Here is a 23,451-nt window from a genome sequence, read left to right as displayed (position 1 = left end):
ATCCTCTGAATAATAAGTGAAGTGTATGCACATTCTCCTCCCGACCGGATCGGCAACGGTCGGCATCGTGAAGTCGGCGGCCCGGCGCTTCTCCGATCGTTACGAGATCGATGTGGTGGTCACCGGCGAAATTGCATCGTTTCTTGCCCCCGGAGAACTCCGGAGACTGCTTGCCGGCGGCAACTACGACATGGCGATCGTCTCCGGGATGTGCACCGCGTCGTTTGCCGACGTCGAGCGCGAGACCGGCGTCCCGGTCTACCGCGGCCCGCGCCATGCGGCCGATCTCGTGCCGGTTCTCTCGGTGCTGGAGGCCGCACCCCTCTCAAAGACCGTCCCCGCAGACGAGTTCCTCGCAGAGACCCGCCGTGAGGAGGCCTGCCGGCAGGTGGCGATCCGGGAAGGGGAGGCGGAGGCGGAGTTCATCGTCCGCGGCGTGAAGGTCGGCGGGGGTTCGAGGATGAAGGTGCTCGCGGAGATTATGGATGCGCAGAAGCGCGACGATCTCCTCGCCGACGTCCGGCGGTTCTTTACCGACGGAGCCGATATCGTCGACCTGGGGTTCGGGTTCGACGCGACCCCCGGCGATGTCGCGCGGTGCTTCTCGCTCCTCGCTGATGTCGAAGGGCCGCTCGCCGTCGATACGCAGGACCCCGATCTCATCGCGGCGGCACTCTTCCGCGCCGACCTTGTGCTCTCCCTGCACGAGGGGAATATCCCCGCCGTCGGCCGGGCGGTCGCGGAGGCTGGAGCGGCGGCGGTCGTGGTGCCGCGTGAGCGGACGCTTGAAGAGAACCTTGCGGCAGCACGGGAAGCCGGAATCCGCTGCCTGATCGCCGATCCCCTCCTCCAGCCCGCGGGTTCCGGGCTGACGGACTCACTTGCCGGGTTCTCCGACGCTTCCCGTCCGCTCTTCTTCGGGGCGGGCAACGTCGTAGAACTGCTGGACGCCGACTCTCCCGGGGCGAACGCCCTGCTCGCGGGGATGGCGCACGAGGTCGGGGCAGCCGTCGTCTTCACGAGCGAGCACAGCGACAAGACGCGAGGGTCGGTTGCGGAGATGCGGCGAGCAACCGAGATGATGACCCTTACGGCCGGCCGGCCGTATCCCAAAGACCTGGGGCTCGATCTCCTGATCCTGAAGGAAAAGCGGCGGCGCCGCGAACCGCCGCTGGAGTACAAGAACGTCGAGGATGCGCTCCCCGTGCCGGACGAGATTGTCTACGATCCCCTGGGATGCATCCGCATCGGTGTCGAGGGGGACTGCATCGTCGCGGTTCATAAGGATCGCGCCGTGCGGGGGAACTGCTGGGAAGACGTCTTCTACACGCTTTTTTCAAATGGAAGCCTCTCCCGTCTCGATCATGCCGCCTACCTCGGAAAAGAACTCTTCAAGGCGGAACTCGCCATCCGGATGAAGAGGAGTTTCGAACAGGACGGGCCGTTCTGAACGGCTTGTTCCCGTAGATCCTCCTGCGAGGGAGGCGGGGATGGTTGTGGATGGTGTTCCCTTAAATTTATAACAATACTTATATAATTGTGTAGTTATTTTCCTGCCCGTGGCAGTGGTGAGCAGTGCCGAACCGTTCTGGTTCTATTCCGGGATGATCCCGGCGGTTCTCCCTGCCAGGACTTTTAAACGTGGTGAGACTGCATGAGAACGAATTTAACCATACTCGGGATCGTAGCCGCCCTGGCCATCGGGCTTGTCGCCCTGCCGGCTCTCGCGGCGACCGCCGACGTCGATGTACGCGGCGGGGAGTACATCCCCGCCTCGCTCACGGTCGAGGGCAATACAACGGTAACCTGGACGAATTATGATGAGGTGAGCCATACCGTCACCAGCACGGGCGGTACCTTCGACTCCGGGCCAATAGAACAGAATGAGACGTTCAACTACACGTTTGGCGATACGGGAACCTACCCGTACGGCTGTACGCTCAACGCCTCGACGCAGCGGACACCCATGCAGGGTGTCGTCATCGTCGTCCCGGAGGGGATGATGATCGAGGGAGACGAGAACGTAACTTCCGGGGAGGAACCGGTGAGGGCGACGCTGGCTGGCCTGGTCGCCGGTGATGAGAACCTGACTTCCTTTGCGGATGCTGTCGAGGATGCGGGACTCACGCGAACGGTGCTTAACGCCGGCGGTCCGTACACGGTCTTTGCTCCGGACGATGGCGCCTTCGAGGCACTTGATAATGCGACCCTTGCCGCGGTCCTAAACGACACGGAGGTGCTCGATTCCCTGCTCATGCATCACGTGGTGAGGGGGAACTACACCGCAGAAGACCTGATGGGAGAGGTGAACGCCACCAACGAGACGGTTCTTGAAACGCTCGCCGGGGACAGCCTCAACCTCAGCATGGTCGACGACAGTTTCATGGTAGAAAACGCTACCATCGTTGCCTCGGATCTTGTGGCCGAGAACGGTATCGTCCACACCATCGACACGGTTCTTGTGCCGCCGGATCTCCTGCCGCCCGAGAACGTGACCGCTGAAGGGAACGTGACCGCTGCGGAGAACGTGACCCCGGAGGCTCCTGTGGAGGAGCAACGGGTCATCCCTTAACCGATCCCATTTTTCTCGAGACCCCCTCCGCAGGCCCGGGATGCATGCCCAACGCGAGGGCTTATGTTTCCTCCTCCCCTACCATTCAGTAGAATGGTCATATGCGGGATCAGCAGGGATCTGCTTTCGATGCTCTTCGAACTTGGGCGAGAACACCACCCGAACGAATTCGTCGCCGTGCTGCGGGAACGGGACGGCGTTATCCGGGACCTCGACCTGGTTCCCGGCACCATCGTTGGGGAAGAGAGCGCCTCGTTCTTCATCGACATGCTCCCGCTGGACACCCACCAGTCCGGCAGCGCTCACAGCCACCCGAACGGCGTCCTCTCCCCGTCGGCGGCGGATCTCAGGTTCTTTCCCACGGTGGGGCGGTACCACATCATCGTGGGCTACCCCTACGGGAAGCGGGACTGGCGGTGCTACCGGGCGGACGGCAGCGTGACCCACCTTGAGGTGGTCGAATGATCCACGTGGTCGCAACGGGGACGTTCGATATCCTCCACCCCGGTCACCTCTACTACCTTGAGGAGTCGCGGAACCTCGGCGACGAACTCTCCGTGATCGTGGCGCGCGACGCGAACGTGAAGCATAAGCCGAGACCGATCCTCCCGGAAGACCAGCGGCTCCGGATGATCCGGGCGCTAAAGCCGGTCGACCACGCGCTCCTCGGCGACCTCCACGATATGTTCAGGCCGATATCGGAAATCCGGCCCGATATCATTACGCTTGGGTTTAACCAGCACTTCAACGAGGAGCATCTCCGGCAGAAACTCCGGGAACGCGGGCTCGACGCGGACGTCGTCCGGATACCCGGGTATCCCGGCTCGCTTGCCAGTTCATCGAAGATCATCGAGCGTATCCTGAATACCCGGCCCCCCCGGATTCCACCGGCCCTGCCGGTGAGGAGTGACTCCGATCCTGAAAAGTGCGGGGAATACCCGCAGGTGACGGCGGTTCATGCGGCAGATCGAGATGTGGGGCGATGACGACGATACGACGAGCTGGCTGAAGGTCACGGTTCCGTTCCTGCTCTGCGGTATCTTTCTCGTCGTCGTATGGTTCTTCCTCCCGGCGGAGCAGTGGCTCCTGCTCTTCGGGATGATGGTCGCCTACATCGTCCCGCCGCTCGGCCGGGAGACGATCATCCCGGTCTGCATCCTCTGTGGGGTTCCATGGTGGCTGGCCGCGTTCGCTCTGGCGTTCCTGGACTTTGTCGGCGGACTTTTTATGGCATGGAACTTCCCGCTGGTCTTACGCATCCCCTACATCGGCTCCTGGATTAGCCGCTTTGTGGAAGCGGGCAGGACGTTCCTCGACCGGCGCCCGTGGCTTGAGCGGCTCTACTTTGTCGGCCTCGTCGCCTTTTTGGCTCTCCCCTTCGACGGATCGGGGAGCATCGTCGGTTCCGTCATCGGGAGGATGCTCGGGATGACAAAGACGGAGGTCATCTCCTGCATCGCCATCGGCGGCTTCATCGGCAGTTTTGCCATCGCCCTCGGCATCGATTACGTCGTGAACCTCATCCCGGCGGGAGCCGGGTTCTGGGTGTCGCTTGCCGTCTTCCTTTTGATCGGCACCGCACTTCTCGTGACGTATCGGAATTATTCGCAAAGGGCTGAAACGGACGCCTGATACTGGTGTTTTTGCGGGCCGGTAACCGGCATGGCGCGAACGAAAAGTTATTATATCTGGCCCGGGGATTAATCATCCTGGCCACCCGGAGGGGGTCGTGTGCCGCTGCCCCCCCGGAACGGCCAGGGGCGGCTTTGTCCAGTCGCCCGGGACGGTCTGGGAATGGATTCGAATACAATGAACCGCCCGGAGGCCGGCGAGATCTCCGGTCCGACGCCCGGTCTCACCGCTGCGATGCTGCAGCAGGTGATCGAGACCTCGCTCTCCGGGATCTGCATCGTCGACCGGCAGGGGTGTATCGCTTTTGCCAACGCTTCGCTGCTTGATATGTGGGGGTACAACCTCTCAGAGATGGTCGGAAAACCGGTGACCCGTCTCTGGCTCTCCCCCGAAGAGGGGCGGGACTGCATCGCCCGCGCTCTCTCCACCGGGCGGTGGACCGGGACGATTGCCGCCCGGCGGGAGGACGCCTCCTCGTTTTCCTCCCGTATAGCGCTCAGCACCGTCCGCGATCCCGGAACCGCCGAGGTCTGGCTCCTCCTCTCCTGCATCGAGGCCGGCGTGAAGCGCGGGGTCAGGGATGCGCCCGGTCACCGCCGCAGCCTGGAGCGGGCCGTCGCGGCGATGCCCGCCCGGTTCATAGACACAGCGGCGATCGATCCGGCGATCGACGACTCGCTCGAGGAACTCGGGCGCGTGTGCGGGGCGTGCAGGGTCTATCTCGCTCTCTTCAATGACCTGCGGACACTTCTCGGGACGACGCACGAATGGTGCCGGGCGGGGCAGGCTCCGCTGCGGGGCGAGTCGCGCAACCTCTTCAAGGGCAAGCCGCCCCGATGGGCCGTGCAGGTTCTCAAAGGCGAGACCGTGATCGTGAACGGGGTGTCCGAAGACGGGCGGCCCGACAGGAGAGAGCGCGAGTTCCTGGAGCGGCACGGCGCTACGGCGGCCCTGATGATCCCTCTCCGGCTGAGTGGAGCGGTCGTCGGCTTCATCGGGTTCGACCTGGATGCCGACAACGCCCATTTTGCGGACGAGGATGTGGCGCTTCTTTCTGCGGCCGTCCATATCATCGCGGGCGCGCTCGACCGAAAGCAGTCCGAGTACGTCTTCCGGGAGTCGGAAGGCCTCTACCAGATCGTCCTCGACGCCATCACCGACACCGTTACCGTCGTCGATACCCATCTCACCCTCCTTCTCGCGAACGATGCCTTCATCGCCTGGTGCGAAGACCTCGGGCTCGAAACGAACGTCGTCGGAAAGGATATCTTCGCCGTCGTGCCGTTCTTCCCTCCTGCGACGCGGCAGCTCTACGAGCGGGTCGTTCGAACCGGCCGGCCGCTGACGTCGGAACGGTCTCTCAAGTCGGGTGACCGAACCATGATTCTGCGGGAGATGCGGATCCCGATCTTCGAGCACGGCGAGGTCGCGAGGATCGTCACCGTCGCGAGAGACGTCACCGCCCAGAAGGAGGTCGAAGACCTGAAATCGAAAGCCTACGCTCAGATCGAGCGGAACATGGAGCAGTTCGCCCTGCTGGCCGACCATATACGGAACCCGCTCCAGGCGATCATGGGACATGCCGAACTGCTCGACGATCCCGGGACGACGGAGAGGATCCGCCAGCAGGTGCAGCGGATCAACGGTATCATCGACCAGCTTGACGAGCGGTGGGGCGAGTCGAGGAGACTCTCCATGTTCTGGCGGAGGTACTCCTGATACTCATTCACCCCGTATCCGTGAGCGCTCCCCATACCCTGTTCCGCTCGAGGATGATCCAGTAGCGGCGCAGTTCGGCTTCCGCCGCCCGGTAATCCGGGTAATGCTCGCCGACGAGACGCCAGAATCGTTTCGAGTGATTCGGTTCGCGGAGGTGGGCGGCCTCGTGGACGACGACGTATTCACGCAGCGTCTCCGGGAGGGCTACGACGCGGAGGTTGACGTTTATATTGCCGAGCGTCGAGCAGCTCCCCCATCGCGTCTTCTGCATCTTCACTGCGATTCGCCCCTGCCACCGGCCGACAAGGTCCGGGCAGGCCTTCAGCCGGCCGAGAACTTCCTCTTTCAGCGTCCGGGAGAGCCCTCGCCGGAGAGCGGGGATTGATGGGCAGGCGACGGTTTCGCGGGCTTCATCGAGCATGAACCGCGCGCCCGGAACCACGCGGCAGAACCGCCCGTGCAGGAGGAGCAGGTCCTCCCGCCCGCACCCTTCGGTGGCCAGCCGGTCGAGTTCCCGGCGCCGCTTCTCTATCCAGGCCGCGTTGCGCTGCAGGAACCCCTCGACGTCGAACGAAGGGGGGGCGACCACGCGCAGGGTTCCGTCCGGCCGCACCTGGAGGCGGGCGGACCGCACCTCCTTCAAAACGATGGTCGTGCCGTCAGGGACGCTCTCCCTCTCTCCCCGATCCATAATACCAGTACTGGGGCGCCGGCGGGAAAAAACGTGATCCGGCACGTACCTATACCTGATGACGACAAAGAGTTACGTAGGGTTCCCACCCCGGGATGCGGGCGGGCGCGGAGGATGGCAGCATGCACGAGAAAGAGTTGAAGATCGGCGATATCGCGCACCTCACCGGACTTTCGGAGCAGGATGTCCGGGCACTCATCCAGACCTACGACAACCTTTTCGCCTACCGGACGATCGGGCGGGTCAGGCTCTTCCCGCAGAAGGCGGTGAAGATCGTCCAGGAACTCGCGGAGCTCTCCGGGAGAGGGCTCTCGCCCGATGAGATCGCCGAAGAGGTCAAATCCGGCAGGAAGTCGGCCGCGCCGGAAGAACCGGCAGAAGAGTTCGACCTGGCCGCCGTTCCGCTTCCGCCCGAGGTGGTGATCGAGCTCGGGGTGATGCGGGATACATTGGCCCGGCAAGAGCGCCGGATCGTCCGTATGGCAGAGGAACTCGAGCGGGAGCGCGAACTGAGGGTCGAGGAGGCCGCCCGGCTCCAGAGGACCGTCGACGACCTGCAGGAGCGCCTCTCCGCGCAGCAGGAGCAGCTCGCCCTCGTCGCAGAATGGGTGGACTACTTCGACCGGCGGATGGACGAGGTCACCCGGCCGGTGCTTGAACGGTTCCGGAGGACGGTCGTGAAGAAGAGCAGTTCCGGCCAGTGATGCCCTGGTGAGCCGCCGAACGTCCGGCCGCCATCCCTTCGCCACCTCGTATGACATATGTATCAGTATATAATATTCAGGTGAATAAAAATAGCAAAATTTAAATAAAATCCCCGCCTCCGGCACGCAGGGTGATAGAATTTCCCAGCAGAAGATGGCCACGTTACTGACCGTCGCCATTCAGATACTGGTTGTCGGCGGGTTAATAGCCTGTATCGTTGTTGGAACACAGGATCGGTCATCTCCCACAGTCCCGCCGATCACTGAGGGCCGGCACCTGAGCGATCGGCCTGCGAGCGCCTCGCCGGCCGCGTATTCCATCGTCAGCCACCAGGCGGCAGGTGGGCCACCGGGTGCCGGAGAAGCGTTCATCCTCTTTTCCGTGGGGGGCCGTTCCCCTACCCCATCACAATCTGCATGGCCGTCGGGTACTGGTTCATGACGGCGTAGACGAGGGGTTTTGCGATCCAGAGCCTCCCGCCCTGCATCCTCCTGAGGGAACTGATCTCCCCGAGGCCCTGGAGGGCCTGCACCGCGGCCTCGTCCGCGAGGAAGAAACTGCCCGGAACCGTCGAGTCGAAGTAGAAGAGGATCGGAAGCCGGAGCCGTCTCTGCAACTCGCCCGGGAGTGCCCGCTCCAGGCGGTGGAGGACGTCGCGGTCGAAGTCGTAGCGGTCTCCCCCCTTCGTGACGGACGACGGGTGTTCCTCCCGCAACAGCCGGGAGAGACGTTTGCGTTCTGAGACGATGCCGTCGTTGATCCTGCCGATCTCAAGCCGCATCCATCGTAAAAGGGTCGACTCGTCGCTTGCTGATGGTCGATCGGGCATGTATGCACCTATCGCGATCCTTCTCTGGGTCGGTCAGAGACCTTCTCTTTGCTATGCGATATATACCTGGCCCCGAAAACCGCGTCTCCGGAGGCGGATGTCCTGGTCGTGATCCGACGTTTTCGGTCGGATATGGCCCTTTTCCCTTCTCATACCCCTCTGTTCGCCCGGGAAAAAATATATGTCCTCGCCCTCCCTTCAGCGTCTTCTGCGTGAACATGCATGAAATTAGATTCAGTGCACGGAAAGCATACTCGACGGTATGATCGCTCCCCGGGGATGCCGTTCTTTGTCCTGCTCGTCGCCGGCGTAGCAGTTCTTCTTGCAGCGCCCCCGGCAGCCGCCACCGGAATACCCGGGGATGAGTACGACCCCGGAATCGCTGCGATGCTCGCGGAGATCGACGAATCTGAACTTCGGGACACGACCTACGCCCTGCAGAACTTCTCGACCCGGGCATACGGCACCGACGGGAACCGGGAGGCGGGCGCATATCTCGCCGCGAGGTTTGCCGCCATCCCCGGGCTCGAGGTGGAGTCGCGAGGCGGCGAACTCAACAATATCGTCGCCACGCTCCCGGGAAGTGGTGACGGCTCCGAAGAAGTCGTGGTGGTGGGGGCGCACTATGACAGCACGTCGACAGACCTTACCCGCGCGCCCGGGGCCACTGATAACGGCTGCGGCGCCGCGATCGTCCTGGAACTCGCCCGGGTGATGAGCGGGCACTCGTTTAACCGGACGGTCGAGTTCGCGTTCTGGAACGCCGAAGAGGTCGGATGTCTCGGCAGCATCGACTACGCCACCAATGCGGCGGCTCCGATCGTGTTTTACCTCAACTACGACTCGGCCTGCTACGATCCTCTTAACCGCTCCGTGCTCGACATTGTCTCCGACGAGCGGTCTGCGGATATCGCGGCACTCATGGCGGACTATAACGCCCTCTACGGCACGAACTTCGCCCTGACCGAGAACATCCATTCCTGCGCCTCGGACCACATATCCTTCCGTGAACGGGGCTACCCGGCCGTGACGACACACTGCGAGGAGCACGGCCCGGCCCATACCCCGGACGACACCATCGACCATGTCTCGTTTGGGTATGCACAGAGGAATGCCCGGCTTGGTCTTGCGGTGCTCGCGGAGATGGCCGGGGTCCGGGGAGAGGATGCCGGTCCCGCCGTACCGAAGACCCCGATGGTGGTGTGGGAGATCCCCAGTTGGCCTGACTGGGTGGGTTGACGATCGGAATGGAGCCGTTATTCGTCGCGCAGGCGCTGTGAGGTGATCATGCTGTCCCTTTCACCTCTTACCAGGTCCTTTCCACCTTCGATCCGGGGATGTATCCTTCCCTTATCCAGGAGCATGATGTCCTCGGCGAACCGGATGCGGAGAGGAGAACACTCATTTTTATACGGTCGAAGCCAACGTTAAAGAAATATGAAAGATTCTGAGATCCTGATGAACCCCAATGAGCTGGTACGTTTTCTCAAGAAGGATCCGGCGAACTTTACGAAAGAGGATATCATACAGTTTTGCGAGTCGAACGGGATTGAGATGGTCAACTTCCGTTACGCCGCAGAGGACGGTAAACTCAAGACCCTCAACTTCGTCATCTCTTCAAAGGAACACCTCGATACCGTCCTCTCGGATGGCGAGCGCGTCGACGGCAGCAACCTTTTCTCGTTCATCGAGGCGGGGAGCAGCGACCTCTACGTCATTCCCCGTTACCGCACGGCGTTCGTGAGTCCTTTCGCCGAGGTGCCGACGCTCGAGTTCCTCTGCTCGTTCTATGACAGCGACGGGAATCCACTCGAGAGCGCGCCCGAGTACGTGCTCCGAAAGGCGAACGAGGAGTTCACCCGCCGGACCGGGTACACCTTCAAGACGCTCGGCGAGCTCGAGTACTACGTCATCAGCCCGCGGGACGATCTCTACCCCGGCCGCGATCAGAAGGGCTACCACTCGGCCGAACCCTTCGTCAAGTTCGCGGATCTGCGGGACGAGGCGATGCGGCTGATTGCCCGCGCCGGAGGCAGGATCAAGTACGGCCACTCTGAGGTCGGATGTTTCTATAACGACGATACCTACTATGAGCAGCACGAGATCGAGTTCCTGCCGATGCCGGTGGAGCAGGCAGTCGAGCAGTTGATCGTCGCGAAGTGGGTCTTGCGGATGCTCGGCAACCAGTACGGCGTCGAGATCAGCTTCGCCCCGAAGATCACCGCCGGCAAGGCCGGGAGCGGGATGCATTTCCACATGCTCGTCGAGAAGGATGGCAAGAACCTGCTGGTCGAGGAAGGCAGGCTGAGCCCGCTCGCCCGGAAGATGATAGCCGGTATCCTCGACGCCTCTGACGCCCTGACGGCCTTTGGGAACACCATCCCGACCTCCTACCTCCGTCTCGTTCCACACCAGGAAGCGCCGACGACAGTCTGCTGGGGCGACCGCAACCGCTCGGTCGTGGTCCGGGTGCCTCTCGGCTGGATCGGCGCCAACGGCATGACCTGTGACGCCAACCCCGGTGAAAACGGCCTTACACCGAACCGTCTGTCGAAGCAGACATTCGAGTATCGGGTCGCCGACGGCTCGGCCGATCCCTACCTGATCGTCGCCGGCCTCGTCGTGGCGGCGCTCCGCGGGATCGAGATGCCCGGCGCGCTCGAGATGGCCGAGAAACTCTACGTCAGCGGGAACATATTCCGCCCTGAGTTCAGGGAGCGGCTCGCGGAGTTCCGGCAGCTTCCCGCCTCCTGCGTCGAGTCTGCCGAAGCGCTCGAGGTGAAGCGGGCGATATTTGAGGAGGCCGGAATCTTCCCGGCGGGGATGATCGACAGCCGGATCACCAACCTGAAGGCTTTCGACGACCAGGGGCTGAGCGAGAGGCTTTATGGTAACAACGACGCGATCCGGGAACTGGTTGAAGAGTTCCTCCACGTTGCGTGAGAGTACGCAAATATTTTTTTGATGGCCGGCATTAACCGGGCCGCCACTCTCTCGTGGAAGCTGCGGCACGGGGCAAACTTATTATCTGGAGGGGCACCAGAGGAGGTGGCTCCCGGACGTGAGGCGGGTTCCCTGGTGGGGCATTCAAAACCCGCGAGGGCCCGGCGCTCATCCGGGTGATGAGGGACGCGTATGAGAAGCGAAGCAGAAGAGAGAAAGGCGGAAGAAGCGGCACCGGTCACGTTCACCTGCTATCGTGTCACCCCCGGGGAGGAAGAAGGCACCCCCGAGGAGGGTATGAACACCTACAGTGTCGTGGTGCTGCTGCCCGACGGGGATGTCAAACACCAGGTCGTCTGGGCGTCGGCACCTGAGGATATCGGCGACGCGATCCGGGTTCCCCCGGGGTCAAGGGTGATCATGACCGAGATGAAGAGCACCCTCGTATGGGACAGCGAGGAGGTGGGGGCCGGTCAGGCCCCCTGATCTTTTGTTAGGCGGTTCCGGCTGTTAAAACGGTTTTCCTGGGTTTCGGGGAGGGGGCGATGCGTTCTCTTCGGTGATCTCGGAGAGGTAAACCCCCGGCCCGACCCACCAGGTGTCGTCGACGACGTAACCGATCTTGAGTTCGTCGCGTTTCTCCTGGGCGGGGTTCGGCCAGATGAAGGCGATGAATCCTCCTCCTGGTTCTGCGGTATCCCTGAGCGCCCGGATGTTCTCCATCCCGTACGGGTCCTGCCGCCCGTTCAGGCATGTGCCGATCGAGTTCTGCAGGTGGGGATGGGCAAGGAGCGTCCCGTTGGAGTCGTACGCATACACGTAGAGGGCTCCCTGCGAGAACCTGCCCGCCCCGTTGTTGAATCCAACAAGTGCCGCGTCCTCTCCGGCGGTTTCTGCGTGAGTGGCGCCCTCCCGGACGAAACCCGCAAGGTCTGTATGGGCAATGATCTGTTCTACGGCCCCTGATCCGGTATTATCGCTGTATCCGGTAGCGGTCACCCGAAGAAAGGTTATAATGGTGGGGTAAACCCTGTTAATATCCTCCTGTGTGCTGGAATACAAATAAAAGACGCCGGCACCTTCCTCGCCGTGAAAACGGTAAGGGCCCGACATCCGAGAGGTATATGTAGGATCGTATCCTCCGACCGTGAGGTGATTGGATGGCGAACGTTACCCAGCAAATGGAGAAGGCCACGGAGTACAGTGCGACCAACCTGATGGCCGATGCCGGAGCCGATGCGGAGCGGTGGAACCGGACGCCGGACGAAACGACGCTCAGAAAGACAATTGAGGCGATCGGGGCCCGGAATGTCAGGGTAATCCTTGTGGACTCGGCAGAGGATGCCCTCAGGACCGTCGTCGACCTGATCCCCAAAGGAGCCGAGGTCATGAACGGCTACTCGACGACCCTGGTCGAGATGGGGTTCGACCGGGTGCTCAAAGAAAATCCGAAGGGATGGCGGGACTACCACGCGGTCATCACCGGCGAGGATGACACCGAGAAGCGGCACGCGCTCCGCCGCAAGAGCGTTGCCGCGGACTACTTCCTCTCCGGGGTGCAGGCGATCGCCGAATCGGGCGAGATCGTCGGGTGCGACAAGACCGGGAGCCGGATGGGGGCGTGGCCTCACGCGGCGGCCCACCTCATCCTCGTCTCCGGGACGAACAAGGTCGTGCCGACCATCGATGATGCCCTCCGGCGGTGCCGGGAGTACTGCCTGCCCCTCGAGAACCAGCGTGCGCAGCATGTCTACGGCATCGGGAGTTATATCGGCAAACATGTGATCCTCGACCACGAAGACGTTGACGGAAGGGTCACCCTGGTCATGATCCGCCAGCCGCTCGGGTACTGAATCCGGCTGCCCCGCGCGGCGGCACCGGGCCTGCCTGCTGAAGGAAAAGAGCGGCGTCTTCACGGCGGGTTCATGCCGGGTTCACTTTTTTTTGCGAGGTGCGGGTCAGCCGTATTCCTCCCTCTCCTGAGTTCTACCGTCTCTCTGTCCGGCCGTGCAGGAGCGGCTGTGGTGGTGTTCCCCCTTTTTTCTCCTCCGGAGGGTTTAGTATATCTGACCTCCCGTGTCATCTTTATACATGGAGATCGCAGAAATCCTCAACGTCAGTGTTCCACTCTCCGACATCACACTCGAAAGCGTTGTTCTCGCCGTGCTTGTCGCGATCATCGGATTGATTGTGGTGAAGGTGCTGACATCTGTCTTCACAAAGATGCTCTCCCGGGCATCAAAACTGCCCGTCCTGGTCATTGAGTTCCTGGTTCGGTTCTTCTCGATCCTGCTCTACGTGATCCTGGCCCTCATCGTCCTCGCAACGCTCGGGTTCGATATATCCTCCATGGTGCTCGGGCTCTCGGCGGTGATCGGGCTCGTCCTCGGTTTCGGGCTCCAGGACACCGTCACCAACCTCGCCGCCGGGGTCTGGCTGGCGGCGTTCCGCCCCATCGATAAGGATGAGTTCGTCGAGGTCAACGGCATATCCGGGACGGTCACCTCGGTCGGCATCATGGCGACCGAGTTGCTGACGTTCGACAATACCTACATCACCATCCCGAACTCCCTGGTCTGGGGGAGCCCGGTGATCAACTCCACCCGCATGGATACCCGTCGTGCCGAGGTTAAGGTCCGGGTCGCCTATGACAGCGATCTCGATACGGCGGTCCGGGTCGCCACCGACCTGATGGCGGCCCACGAACGGGTGCTCCCATCGCCGGAACCTACGGTTCTCGTCACCGAACTCGGAGACTCTTCGGTGAACCTCGCTCTCCGGGCATGGGCGAAGACGTCCGATATGTGGGATGTGCAGTGGGATCTGACCCGTGACATCGTCGGGGCGTTCAAGAAGGCCGGCATCGAGATTGCTTTCCCGCAGGTGGATGTCCACCTGGACCGGGCCCAGTAGATCTCTTTCTTTTGCAGGTGTACGTCGGGGGTCTTTCCGGTCGGGGGCTCTCCTTCTGCCCGGCAGAGGGCCTGGCGTCCCCTGCTCCCCGGAAACACTCACCGACGTGCTCCCGGTACGGGACAATCTGTCACCCGGATATCCGGGTTGTATTGCAGGATGCCGAACCGGGGCTGAACATGTTCCTGGGAACTCCCGGTGCGAGAGGATGAGGAGTCATGTAAGTGACGCCGTTCAAGCGGTAAACAGACACCTCCCGTCCGCCGGGTCAATATATGTTGTTAAATTCACGCCGGGTGTTGCTTAAATTAACTTGTTATATCAGAGGATTATTTATAACCCTACTTTGTAAAGTGATAGGTTGAGGTGAAATTGTGGCAATAACCGCGATAATGAACATAATCGGCGGACTGGTGTTGTGTGCCGGAATTATAGGAGCCCTGCCCGTCCTCGGGGGCGTCCTTGAGAAGGCAGGCAAGTTCCTGGGCGGTTTCCAGGTCATCATAGGGATCATCATGATGGTCCTTGGACTGCTGGGGATCTTCTCGCTGCAGGGTATCGTTGCCTTCCTTGTCGGGGTCATCCTCCTGACCGGTGCGTTCCACGTAATCCCGGGTCTCGGTAAGTATCTCGAGAAGTTCGGCACGTGGCTGGGCGGCTTCCAGGCGATCATCGGTGTCATCGCGATCATCATCGGTATCCTGGGGCTTCTCTGAGGATTCACCTGGAATGAAGGCGGCAGAGCGTGAACTCTCGCGGCTGAAAAGCCCGGGATGAACGAGAGGCTGCCCTTCTTTTTTTAAGATCTTAACGTTTTCTGCATCTTCACTATGAACCAGGAGGATTTCCCGGTTTCAACGAGGTGGAGGCGGTACGTCCTCCTGGATACCCGTCGCCCGTCTCCGGTCCTCTCTCACCGGGTACGTCCGAAGTCGATGAAGCCTTTGTACGGGTCTGCCGCCATCAGGCGGACGCGCACCCTCTGGCCGACCCGCAGACCCTGCTCGCCCAGCACGACCCTTCCCTCGGCCGGCAGGTCGATCAGTCGGACGTAGGTCCCCTTCTCGGAGGCGCCGGTGACGAACGCATCGAACGTCTCGCCGATCCTCTCCCGGAGGAGGACGGCCGCCGCGGCCTTCCGAACGTAGCGTTCGACCTTCTGCGATGCCTTCTCCCGGTCGGTGAGCCGTGCGGCGAGTTCTTCGAGTTCGGCAGACGTGTAGGGCGGCTCGCGCTCGCCGCGGATGACGGATTTCACCAGCCGCTGGATGATGAGGTCGACGTAGCGCCGGTTCGGGGCGGTGCCGTGGGTGTAGTCGGTGACGGCGAGGGCGAAGTGGCCGATCGGCTCGTCGCCCGGCCGGAACGCCACGTATTCGCCCGCTCCCATCAGTTTCACCACGGTGAGCGAGAGGTCGGGGAAGCGGTCGGGGTCGGCAGCCTTCTGCCGGATAAGGAACCGGGTGAGCGCTTCGGCGTCCGGTTCGGCGGGCAGGGTTTCGCCGCGCTCCGCAGCCTCGGCAACGATCCCCTCCCAGTTCTTCGGGGTGCGGACGACCCGGTGGATCATGGGAAGACCGGCGGCGGCGAGGAACGCCGTCAGGGTTCCGTTCGCCGCGACCATGAACTCCTCGATCAGGCACCGGGCGCGGTTCTGCTCCTGGACGACGAGGCCCAGGACCCGGTTCTCCTCGACGAGCGGTTCGGCCTCGATCGTCTCGAGGGCGAGCGCTCCCTGTTCTGTCCGGCGCTTCCTCATCCGCACCGCGGCCTTGTCCTGGAGGAGGACCTGCTCCACGAGGCCCGGCGTCTCCGCGACCGTCCGGGGTGCGGCCTCACTCCCCTCCAGCCAGGCGCCGACCTCCTCGTAGACGAGTTTCGCCCGGTTCGCGACGATCGCCCGGTAGACGTCGCCGGGCACCGTGCTCCCGTCCGGAAGAACAGTGTACTCGATGACGACCGCCATCCGGTCACGGTCGGGCAGGAGCGAGGTGATGCCCGCCGAGAGGCGGTCGGGGAGCATCGGGAAGGTCGTAACGCCGGTGTAGACCGAGGTTCCGTTGTGGGCGGCGTGCTGGTCGGTCTCAGAGTCTTTCGGGACGTAGACGTCGACGTCGGCGATAGCGACCCGGACATGGATCGCGCCGTCCGGCCCTTCTTCGCAGACCTCGATCTGGTCGAGATCTTCTGAGTCGTGGTTGTCGATCGATGACCAGAGGAGTGAGCGGAGGTCGCGGGGGTCGTCGAGGGTCTCCGGGAAGACCTTTGCATCCAGCCCCTCGACCTCACGGAGGACGGGCGGCGGGAATCCGGGGGTAAAACCGTACTGCTGCATCGCCGCCCACGCGATGCCCTTCAGGTTGACGGGCTGCTGGTTCTGCATCTCTGTGAGAGATTCGTTTGCGGGTATAAAACCACTTGGGAATCTCCGGCGGTTATCAGTCGTTCACCCGCCCGTGTTGCATCTCTATTGTTGGAGGGGTAAAGGGGGTATCGTCGTATCACCGGATCTCGATCCGCTCCCCTGTCGCCATGTAGTGCACCTTCTCCGCGATCTTGCACGCGTGATCCCCGCACCGTTCAAGGTAGCGGGCGATCATGACGTAGTTCGTGCATCGCGTGATGTTCTTCGGGTCCTCCATCATGTAGGTGAGGCACCCGCGGAATATGGAGTACCTGAGGGTGTCGACGACTTCCTCCCTCTCCTGGATATTGGCTATCACGGCAAGGTCCTCGCGTTCGAACGCGACCAGCACATCTGCGATCATCCCGTCGACGACTTCTCCCATGTGGGGGAGGCTGACGAGGTTTCCCACATGCGGCGCCCCGGCGAGATCGGGTACAACGATGGTGATGTCTTTCCCGTAACGGCCGATGCGGTAGAGGTTCGTGATCACCTTCATCGAGGTTGCGATTGTCCGGAGGTCTTTTGCCATCGGCTGGTTGAGGGCGATGAGTCTCAGGCATTTCTGCTCGATCCTGTCGTCGTAATCCGTGAGTTTCTGCTTCTCTTCGTCGATCGTCTCGGCGAGCGTCACGTCCTGGGCCTTTAACGCTACCATCGATTGCCGGAGCATACCCTGTGCGAGGTGGCCCATCGCGAGGACATCCCCTTTCAGGGACGCAATTTCTGCATGAAATTTCGTTACCATTGGCTCTCCCTACCCAAACCGTCCGGTGATGTAGTTCTCCGTCAGTTCTTCACCGGGATCTTCGAAGATCTTCGTGGTTTTGTCGAACTCCACCAGTCTCCCCAGGTACATGAACCCGGTGTAGTCGCTGGCCCGCGCCGCCTGCTGCATGTTGTGCGTGACGATGACGACGGTGTAGTCCCGGGCAAGCCGGATGATGAGGTCCTCGATCTTCGCCGTGGCGATGGGGTCGAGGGCGGAGCAGGGCTCGTCCATCAGGATCACCTCCGGCCCGACCGCGAGGGTTCGTGCGATGCAGAGCCTCTGCTGCTGCCCGCCCGAGAGGGAGAGCGCGGGCTCATAGAGCCGGTCCTTCACCTCGTCCCAGAGCGCGGCGCCCTTCAGGCTCTCCTCGACGATACGGTCGAGTTTCCTCTTATCGCCCACCCCGTGAATGCGAGGGCCGTAAGCGACGTTCTCATAGATGTTCTTTGGGAAGGGGTTCGGTTTCTGAAAGACCATGCCGATCTTCTCGCGGACTGCATACGCGTCGGCATGGCCGTCGTAGATGTCCTCCCCGTTGAAGAGGACGTTCCCAGTGATCCTCGACGAATCGATGAGGTCGTTCATCCGGTTGCAGCACCGGAGCAGGGTCGACTTCCCGCATCCCGAAGGCCCGATCAACGCCGTAACCCGGTTTTTCGGGATCTTAACCGAGATGTCGATGAGGGCGTGTTTTTTCCCGTACCAGAGGTTAAGATCTCTTGTCTCGATAACTGTGAATTCATCCATTTTACATCACCTTTGCCCGGTTGTATCGTCGCCGGATGAGGATTGCGGCGAGATAGATCACGAGAACCAGCAACAGGAGCACGAGAGCCGTCCCGTAACTCTGCACGGACGCCCCCGGGACGCTCGTGGTGAGGACGAAGAGGTGGTAAGGAAGCGCCATCACCGGTTCCGAGAGTGACGACGGGAGGTACCTGCTGCTGAAGATCGCCGCGGTGAACATGATGGGTGCCGTTTCGCCTGCGGCACGCCCGATGGAGAGGATCGCTCCGGTGAGGATCCCGGGGAGCGCCGGGGGAAGAACCACCCGCGAGATCGTCTGCCACTTCGTCGCCCCGAGAGCGTAACTTCCTTCCCGGAGGGAGCCGGGGATCGACCGGAGCGACTCTTCGGTCGTCCGTATGATCGTGGGAAGAATCATCAGGCCAAGGGTGATCTGCCCGGCGATCAGCGATATCCCGAAGTTCAGGAAGATGACCAGGAAGGCGAAACCGAACAGCCCGAAGACGATGGACGGCGTCCCGTTCAGCAGGTCCACCGCGGCACGGATGCTCCGCGTCAGCGGGGTCTCGGCCGTGTACTCGATGAGGTAGATGGCCGTCGCAATCCCGAGCGGAAGGGCGATGGCGAGCCCTCCTCCCACGAGGTAGAACGTCCCGACGATCGCGGGGAAGATCCCTCCTGCTCTCCCGAGGTCTCTTGGTGACCCGGTCAGGAACTCCCAGGATATTGCCCCGGCCCCGTTGACGACGATCCCGAAGAGGATCATCCCGAGGGCCGCGAGCACGATCACGACCGAGAGGGATATCAGGAAGAACGCGCATCGCTGCGACGTTCTCGGGGAGACAACCCCTCCGAACGGCGCCGATACGGCGTGGGCAATCCGTGAGGCCGCTGCTACGAGCGCCCGGTGCGCCGTGGGCCGTGCCGTCCCCTGCGGCCCCTGTATCCGGCTGATGACGATCCTTGACGCGCTGTTGATCGCGAGCGTGATGAAGAGCAGGACCACCGCAACGCCGAAGAGCGCGTGGTAATGCGTGCTTCCGAATGCGACTTCGCCCATCTCGATGCCCAGCGTCCCGGTCAGCGTCCGCACGGGAGAGAAGACGTCGGTTATCGGGTCCGGGATGACGGCGGCGTTCCCCGTGACCATGAGCACCGCCATCGTCTCGCCGATGGCCCGCCCCATCCCCAGGATGATCGCCGCGCTGATGCCGGGGAGAGCACCAGGGACGACGACGTTTCTGACCGTCTGCCACCGGGTCGCTCCAAGCGCGAGGCTGCCTTCCCTGAACTCCCGGGGAACCGAACTGATGGCGTCCTCGGCGACGCTCGTGATCGTCGGTATGGCCATGACCGCGAGGAGGATCGAGCCTGCAAGCCAGCTCGACCCCGACGGTTGATCGAAGGCGATGCGTATCCAGTCGGTCAGGAGGATCAGGCCGAAGAACCCGTAGACGACGGAGGGTATGCCGGCCAGCAGTTCGATAGCGGGTTTTATAGCCGCTTTCGTTCTGGCGGCGGCGATCTCCGCGATGAAGACGGCGCTCCCGATGCTGAGCGGGATGGCGATGGCCATCGCGAGCGCCGTCACCAGGATCGTGCCGACGATAAGCGGAAGTACGCCATAGGCCGGATTCTGCCCGGCCGGATTCCAGTCCTGGCCGGCGAGGAAGTTCCAGAGACCTGTCTCGAGAACGATCTGGTAGCCGTCGCGGATCAGGAAGACGATGATGAAAAAGACGGTGACGATCGCGAAGAGCGCGACAAAGAAGAGCAATTTGCCGACGATCCGGTCGACGAGCTGCCTCTTTGCCCCGGCAGAGGTGGGATCGGTCCCGACCCCGGGCCGTCCGAAGCCCTGGAACGGAACCGGTGCAGCCTGTTCTTTCTTCATGGTCGCTCCGGTCGATCAAAAGGGAGGCGGGGTCACCCCTGCACCGGTATGTAATCGAGGCTCGCCACGATCTGCTGCCCCTCCCCGCTCATGACGAAGTCGAGGTACTGCCGCGCGAGACCGTCCGGTTCTCCGTTCGTCAGCATGAAGAGCGGCCGGCTGATCGGGTACTGTTTGCTCGTGATCTTCTCGAGCGTGGGCTCGACGGCGGTTCCGTTGACGTCCAGCGCAAGCGCCTTCACGCCTTCGGTGTAACCGAGGCCGACGTAGCCGATCGCGCCGGGGGTCTGCGAGATCTTCTGCTGGATTCCGCCGTTCGAGTTGAACTCCTCCTGTGTCTTGACGAAGTCCTCGTTCTTCAGCACGTACTCTGAGAAGAACTCCCGCGTCCCCGAGGCGCTGTCCCTCCCGACGACGACGATCTGCGCATCAGGCCCGCCCACCTGGTTCCAGTTCGTGTAAGTGCCGTTGTAGATGCCCCGCACCTCGTCAAGCGCGAGGCGGTCGACGGCATTTCCCGGGTTGACGATGAGGAGGATCGCGTCATCGGCGATGTGGTGCTTGACGAGGTCCGGGTAACCTGCGGTCTCTTCGGGTTTGAGATCCCGTGAGGACGTGCCGATGTCCGCGGTGCCCTCGCCGGCGGCCTTGACCCCGACGCTCGAGCCTCCTCCGCTCACCATAATCCCGGTGGAGGCGTGGCTCTCTTCGAACGCTTCCCTTGCTTTCTCGGCGATGGGCAGCACCGTCGTCGAGCCCGTTACCGTGATCTGCTGGGATCCCGGAGTATCGGAAGACTGGCCGCCGAGACATCCGGCCGCCATCAGAAATGCCACGAGGATGCCGGCGACGGCAACCGCGGTCGTACCAGACAGACTCTTTCCTGTCATGGTATGAACGAGAATATGATTGGGTATATTGGTTCCCGACGTAGGACATAGAGAGATCCATAATCACAATAGATGTATTGTTTTTCCGGGGACGCACCTGCCGTGCGGCTGCGATGGAGGGGTCATGACTGCTGACTGCTCGTCTTCTCCCACCAGATCGCCGCGGTCGGCCGCACCGTCGTCTCGACGTACTTCCCGGACTCGTCTTTCCGGAGCGCCCGGGCGAAGTAATCCCTGACGGGGGCGAGTTCCTCCATCCCGGGGTTGTGCATCGCCACCCAGGTCTGGACGGCCTCTTCGGGAGAGTCGTAGACCGCGTCCCAGACGGCACGGTAGATCGTGACGTTCGGGTAGATCCCGGCGTCGTGGAGGATGTTGACGAGGTAGATGTAGTCCGGGTAACCCTTCCGCACGGTCGCCTCTTCTCCGAATACCGCCCTATAGAGCGCCATCTCGTCGGGGTTCCGCCATTCGCCCGCGTGCCAGAAGAGATAGGCCGCCCGGCGAGCCGCGACGTCGAGTTTTTCGAGGGCGGCGGCGAGGTCGTAGAACCCGAGCGAGAACGCCGCGATGACGACGTCGTGCGGTTCTATGTCCCTGCCGATCACCGCATCCTCCCACCGCATCGTGACCGTGGAGTAGTTCGCGAGCCCCTCCGCCGCCATCCGCTCCCGGAGGACGGAGAGCATGCCCTCCGAGGGGTCGAGGGCGGTGACGTGACCGGCGGTTCGGGCAATCGGCACGGCCAGCCTCCCCGTCCCGGCACCCATGTCGAGCACGGTCTCGCCCGACCGCAGATCCAGGATCGCGAGTTCGTGCTCGGTCGCCTTCTTCTCGTCCCGGGTGACCCGCCGGTAGGCAGCAGCGCGTTTGTCCCAGTGGGCGGCGGGATCGCGGTCTTTTTCGGCACGTTCGGGCGAACCCACGTGGAGCGCCTTCCAGAGCTCGTTCCAGTCGATGATCCGGTGCATGATTGTTCCTCTCGCCCGGAATATTATAAGCGCTCGCTCGCAGCAGTGGGGATGCGACTATGGTGGCGGCCCTTCTCCGGCATCCCAGAGATCCCGTCCGCGATCGGTGACGTCCCCCGGGAGATCTACGAGTTTGATGGGGTATGGGGCGAAGAACGACTGGTTCATCAGGTAGGGCTCCCCGAACCGGATCACCCACGACCGGAGCAGGCCGCGGGGTTCGGCCAGCGTGGCATGGCCGTTTTTATAGCGGTCAATCAGCCTGATGCAGTAGGCTCTCTCCTCGTCTGAAACGCGGCCACTGAAGTATCCCAGGGCATGCTGGAGGACGTTGACGTTGCCGGTATACCGGGGAGCCCGTGCGAGCGCCGCGCAGAGCATCCGGTGATACTGCTCATACAGTGCTCCCGGTTCAACCTCCGCCCGGGATGCGACGAGCCGTCCCATCTCCCGCAACATCTTCTGGCTCAAGGCGAGCAGGAGGAGTTTGTTTTCCGCGTGGAACTGCACGAGGGCTTCCCGATTTTGGGTTTCCTCGACACCCCGGAACGCCGCCAGGGTAAAGGCCGCGGAGAGGAAGTGGTCGCGGATCCGCTGATTGTTCAGGCGCAGTTCGTCTTCTACGGGGAGTTCCGGGTACCGCTTCAGCACTTCGCGGGCGAAGAAGCCCGCGGACTTTGCTATCGCCGCGGACTTCTCCGTCGACGGGTACACCCGCACGTTCCGGGTTCCGGAGGTGGGGGAGCCGCCTTTGAGGATAAACCCGTCGACAGGGGGGAGCGCATCGAGAAACCCGGCTGAAAAAGCGGACATCTCGGCGGTGACGTCCCGCCCGGTGGCCGGCTGCATGAGGTGATCAAAACCGCCTGTCCGCACGATCCTGACGGTTGAGCGGGGGATCCCGAGCCCGATCTCGACCTCCGGGCAGACCGGAATGCAGTCGGCATACTCCCGCAGGCGTGCCACCGTGGGGGAGGGTATCTTTGAGCCGTCGTAGCGGCACGGGTCGAACTCGATGCAGCGGCTGACGACGAGGCGGGGGCGCGGGTATTCCCGGGTCATGGGTCATCACGATACGGCGGGGTGCATATGAATCCTTCTGGTGGTGGGTGCGGGTATACCTGCTGGACCGTATCCGGAACCCTTATTCACCCGCCCAAAAGAGATACGATCATGAAGGTGCTTGGCATCAGCGGGAGCCCGAGAGCGCGGGGAAACACCGCCCGTCTCCTCGCGGAGGTTCTCCGCGGGGTCTCCGATGCGGGCGGCGAGGTGAGCGCCGTCAGTCTCTCCGAGTATGTTATTGCGGGCTGCGTCGGTTGCGAGCGGTGCAGGCGCGACCTGACCTGCACCCGCTTCAACGACGGCATGACCCTATTGTACCCCCGTATCGTGGAAGCGGATGCACTCGTTCTCGGCTCGCCCGTCTACCACTACAACGTCACCAGCCAGATGAAGGCGTTCATCGACCGGCTCTATGCCTTCTACGACTTCACCGATGAGCGCCCCCGGGGCTACTCCAGCCGTCTTGCGGGCCGGGAGCGCAAGGCCGTGGTCTTCGCGGTGGGTGAGCAGGCCGACCCTGCCGACCTCGGCGTTGCACTTGAAGCGCTCTCCCTGCCGCTCCGGCCGCTCGGCTATGAGGTGGTTGCCGAGCTCCCGGTCTTGAGCTGCTTTGAGCCGGGGATCGTCGGGAAGAAGAAGGAGGTTCTGGAGCAGGCATACCGGTGCGGCCGGGACCTTGCGGCGGCGCTCTCCGGGGCCTGAGG

Annotated in this window: 24 protein-coding genes; 14 read left to right on the top strand and 10 right to left on the bottom strand. The window is 62.5% G+C overall.

Going from position 1 to position 23,451, the window contains the following annotated elements:
- The first annotated feature begins 25 nt into the window (after positions 1-25).
- From FGW20_RS09050 to FGW20_RS09025, 6 genes are all read left to right on the top strand, one after another.
- Positions 26-1,450, top strand: coding sequence for a DUF4346 domain-containing protein (locus FGW20_RS09050; RefSeq protein WP_301677765.1), 1,425 nt, complete (start codon positions 26-28; stop codon positions 1,448-1,450).
- Positions 1,451-1,654: 204 nt separating this feature from the next.
- Positions 1,655-2,572, top strand: coding sequence for a fasciclin domain-containing protein (locus FGW20_RS09045; protein WP_301677764.1), 918 nt, complete (start codon positions 1,655-1,657; stop codon positions 2,570-2,572).
- A gap of 93 nt (positions 2,573-2,665) precedes the next feature.
- Positions 2,666-3,037: a Mov34/MPN/PAD-1 family protein gene (locus tag FGW20_RS09040; RefSeq protein WP_301677763.1), complete on the top strand. Its 372-nt coding sequence runs from the start codon at positions 2,666-2,668 to the stop codon at positions 3,035-3,037.
- Complete coding sequence (locus tag FGW20_RS09035) at positions 3,034-3,558, top strand: FAD synthase family protein (RefSeq protein WP_301677762.1); 525 nt, start codon at positions 3,034-3,036, stop codon at positions 3,556-3,558. Before FGW20_RS09040 ends, FGW20_RS09035 begins: the two co-directional genes overlap by 4 nt.
- The gene (locus tag FGW20_RS09030; RefSeq protein ID WP_301677761.1) at positions 3,530-4,204 is read left to right on the top strand and encodes a small multi-drug export protein; all 675 of its coding nucleotides are present in this window, start codon (positions 3,530-3,532) and stop codon (positions 4,202-4,204) included. The genes FGW20_RS09035 and FGW20_RS09030 overlap by 29 nt, the downstream gene beginning before the upstream one ends.
- A gap of 162 nt (positions 4,205-4,366) precedes the next feature.
- A complete protein-coding gene (locus tag FGW20_RS09025) occupies positions 4,367-5,923 on the top strand; it encodes a PAS domain-containing protein (RefSeq protein WP_301677760.1) in 1,557 nt (518 codons plus the stop codon).
- Positions 5,924-5,930: 7 nt separating this feature from the next.
- On the opposite strand, the gene FGW20_RS09020 is transcribed toward FGW20_RS09025, so the two are convergent.
- A complete protein-coding gene (locus tag FGW20_RS09020) occupies positions 5,931-6,614 on the bottom strand; it encodes a M48 family metallopeptidase (protein WP_301677759.1) in 684 nt (227 codons plus the stop codon).
- A gap of 122 nt (positions 6,615-6,736) precedes the next feature.
- On the opposite strand from FGW20_RS09020, the gene FGW20_RS09015 reads away from it, so the two are divergent.
- Positions 6,737-7,318, top strand: a complete 582-nt coding sequence (locus FGW20_RS09015) for a MerR family transcriptional regulator (RefSeq protein ID WP_301677758.1) — start codon at positions 6,737-6,739, stop codon at positions 7,316-7,318.
- Positions 7,319-7,716: 398 nt separating this feature from the next.
- Here the strand turns inward: FGW20_RS09015 and FGW20_RS09010 are convergent, their stop codons facing one another.
- The gene (locus FGW20_RS09010) at positions 7,717-8,148 is read right to left on the bottom strand and encodes a DUF61 family protein (protein ID WP_301677757.1); all 432 of its coding nucleotides are present in this window, start codon (positions 8,146-8,148) and stop codon (positions 7,717-7,719) included.
- A gap of 279 nt (positions 8,149-8,427) precedes the next feature.
- Here FGW20_RS09010 and FGW20_RS09005 point away from each other — a divergent pair, with 279 nt between their 5' ends.
- The 3 genes from FGW20_RS09005 (at position 8,428) to FGW20_RS08995 (ending at position 11,577) form a co-directional block, all read left to right on the top strand.
- A complete protein-coding gene (locus FGW20_RS09005) occupies positions 8,428-9,387 on the top strand; it encodes a M28 family metallopeptidase (RefSeq protein ID WP_301677756.1) in 960 nt (319 codons plus the stop codon).
- A gap of 198 nt (positions 9,388-9,585) precedes the next feature.
- Positions 9,586-11,091 carry a glutamine synthetase family protein gene (locus FGW20_RS09000; RefSeq protein WP_301677755.1) on the top strand — a complete coding sequence of 502 codons (1,506 nt, stop codon included), beginning with the start codon at positions 9,586-9,588 and terminating at the stop codon, positions 11,089-11,091.
- A 192-nt stretch (positions 11,092-11,283) separates the two neighbouring features.
- Positions 11,284-11,577, top strand: coding sequence for a hypothetical protein (locus tag FGW20_RS08995; protein ID WP_301677754.1), 294 nt, complete (start codon positions 11,284-11,286; stop codon positions 11,575-11,577).
- A gap of 24 nt (positions 11,578-11,601) precedes the next feature.
- On the opposite strand, the gene FGW20_RS08990 is transcribed toward FGW20_RS08995, so the two are convergent.
- Positions 11,602-12,090: a cache domain-containing protein gene (locus FGW20_RS08990; RefSeq protein ID WP_301677753.1), complete on the bottom strand. Its 489-nt coding sequence runs from the start codon at positions 12,088-12,090 to the stop codon at positions 11,602-11,604.
- Between the two features lie 161 nt (positions 12,091-12,251).
- On the opposite strand from FGW20_RS08990, the gene FGW20_RS08985 reads away from it, so the two are divergent.
- From FGW20_RS08985 to FGW20_RS08975, 3 genes are all read left to right on the top strand, one after another.
- On the top strand, positions 12,252-12,944 hold the full coding sequence (locus FGW20_RS08985; protein WP_301677752.1) for a lactate utilization protein: 693 nt from the start codon (positions 12,252-12,254) through the stop codon (positions 12,942-12,944).
- Positions 12,945-13,182: 238 nt separating this feature from the next.
- The gene (locus FGW20_RS08980) at positions 13,183-14,004 is read left to right on the top strand and encodes a mechanosensitive ion channel family protein (RefSeq protein WP_301677751.1); all 822 of its coding nucleotides are present in this window, start codon (positions 13,183-13,185) and stop codon (positions 14,002-14,004) included.
- Positions 14,005-14,396: 392 nt separating this feature from the next.
- Entirely contained in the window at positions 14,397-14,720 is a 324-nt protein-coding gene (locus FGW20_RS08975) for a hypothetical protein (RefSeq protein WP_301677750.1), read from the top strand.
- A gap of 197 nt (positions 14,721-14,917) precedes the next feature.
- Here the strand turns inward: FGW20_RS08975 and FGW20_RS08970 are convergent, their stop codons facing one another.
- From FGW20_RS08970 to FGW20_RS08940, 7 genes are all read right to left on the bottom strand, one after another.
- Positions 14,918-16,387: an RNB domain-containing ribonuclease gene (locus FGW20_RS08970; RefSeq protein ID WP_301677749.1), complete on the bottom strand. Its 1,470-nt coding sequence runs from the start codon at positions 16,385-16,387 to the stop codon at positions 14,918-14,920.
- A 118-nt stretch (positions 16,388-16,505) separates the two neighbouring features.
- Entirely contained in the window at positions 16,506-17,156 is a 651-nt protein-coding gene (phoU, locus tag FGW20_RS08965) for a phosphate signaling complex protein PhoU (RefSeq protein ID WP_301677748.1), read from the bottom strand.
- Between the two features lie 9 nt (positions 17,157-17,165).
- On the bottom strand, positions 17,166-17,927 hold the full coding sequence (pstB, locus tag FGW20_RS08960; RefSeq protein WP_301677747.1) for a phosphate ABC transporter ATP-binding protein PstB: 762 nt from the start codon (positions 17,925-17,927) through the stop codon (positions 17,166-17,168).
- A 1-nt stretch (position 17,928) separates the two neighbouring features.
- A complete protein-coding gene (gene pstA / locus FGW20_RS08955; RefSeq protein ID WP_301677746.1) occupies positions 17,929-19,821 on the bottom strand; it encodes a phosphate ABC transporter permease PstA in 1,893 nt (630 codons plus the stop codon).
- Positions 19,822-19,853: 32 nt separating this feature from the next.
- Positions 19,854-20,711 carry a phosphate ABC transporter substrate-binding protein gene (locus FGW20_RS08950; protein WP_301677745.1) on the bottom strand — a complete coding sequence of 286 codons (858 nt, stop codon included), beginning with the start codon at positions 20,709-20,711 and terminating at the stop codon, positions 19,854-19,856.
- Between the two features lie 122 nt (positions 20,712-20,833).
- Positions 20,834-21,682: a class I SAM-dependent methyltransferase gene (locus FGW20_RS08945; RefSeq protein ID WP_301677743.1), complete on the bottom strand. Its 849-nt coding sequence runs from the start codon at positions 21,680-21,682 to the stop codon at positions 20,834-20,836.
- Positions 21,683-21,739: 57 nt separating this feature from the next.
- Positions 21,740-22,744, bottom strand: a complete 1,005-nt coding sequence (locus FGW20_RS08940; protein WP_301677741.1) for a YbgA family protein — start codon at positions 22,742-22,744, stop codon at positions 21,740-21,742.
- A gap of 111 nt (positions 22,745-22,855) precedes the next feature.
- On the opposite strand from FGW20_RS08940, the gene FGW20_RS08935 reads away from it, so the two are divergent.
- Positions 22,856-23,449: a flavodoxin family protein gene (locus FGW20_RS08935; RefSeq protein WP_301677740.1), complete on the top strand. Its 594-nt coding sequence runs from the start codon at positions 22,856-22,858 to the stop codon at positions 23,447-23,449.
- Positions 23,450-23,451 lie beyond the last annotated feature (2 nt).

Source organism: Methanoculleus methanifontis (genome assembly GCF_030464365.1).
GTDB classification, from domain to species: domain Archaea; phylum Halobacteriota; class Methanomicrobia; order Methanomicrobiales; family Methanoculleaceae; genus Methanoculleus; species Methanoculleus methanifontis.
This window is presented reverse-complemented; position numbering and strand designations above follow the sequence as displayed.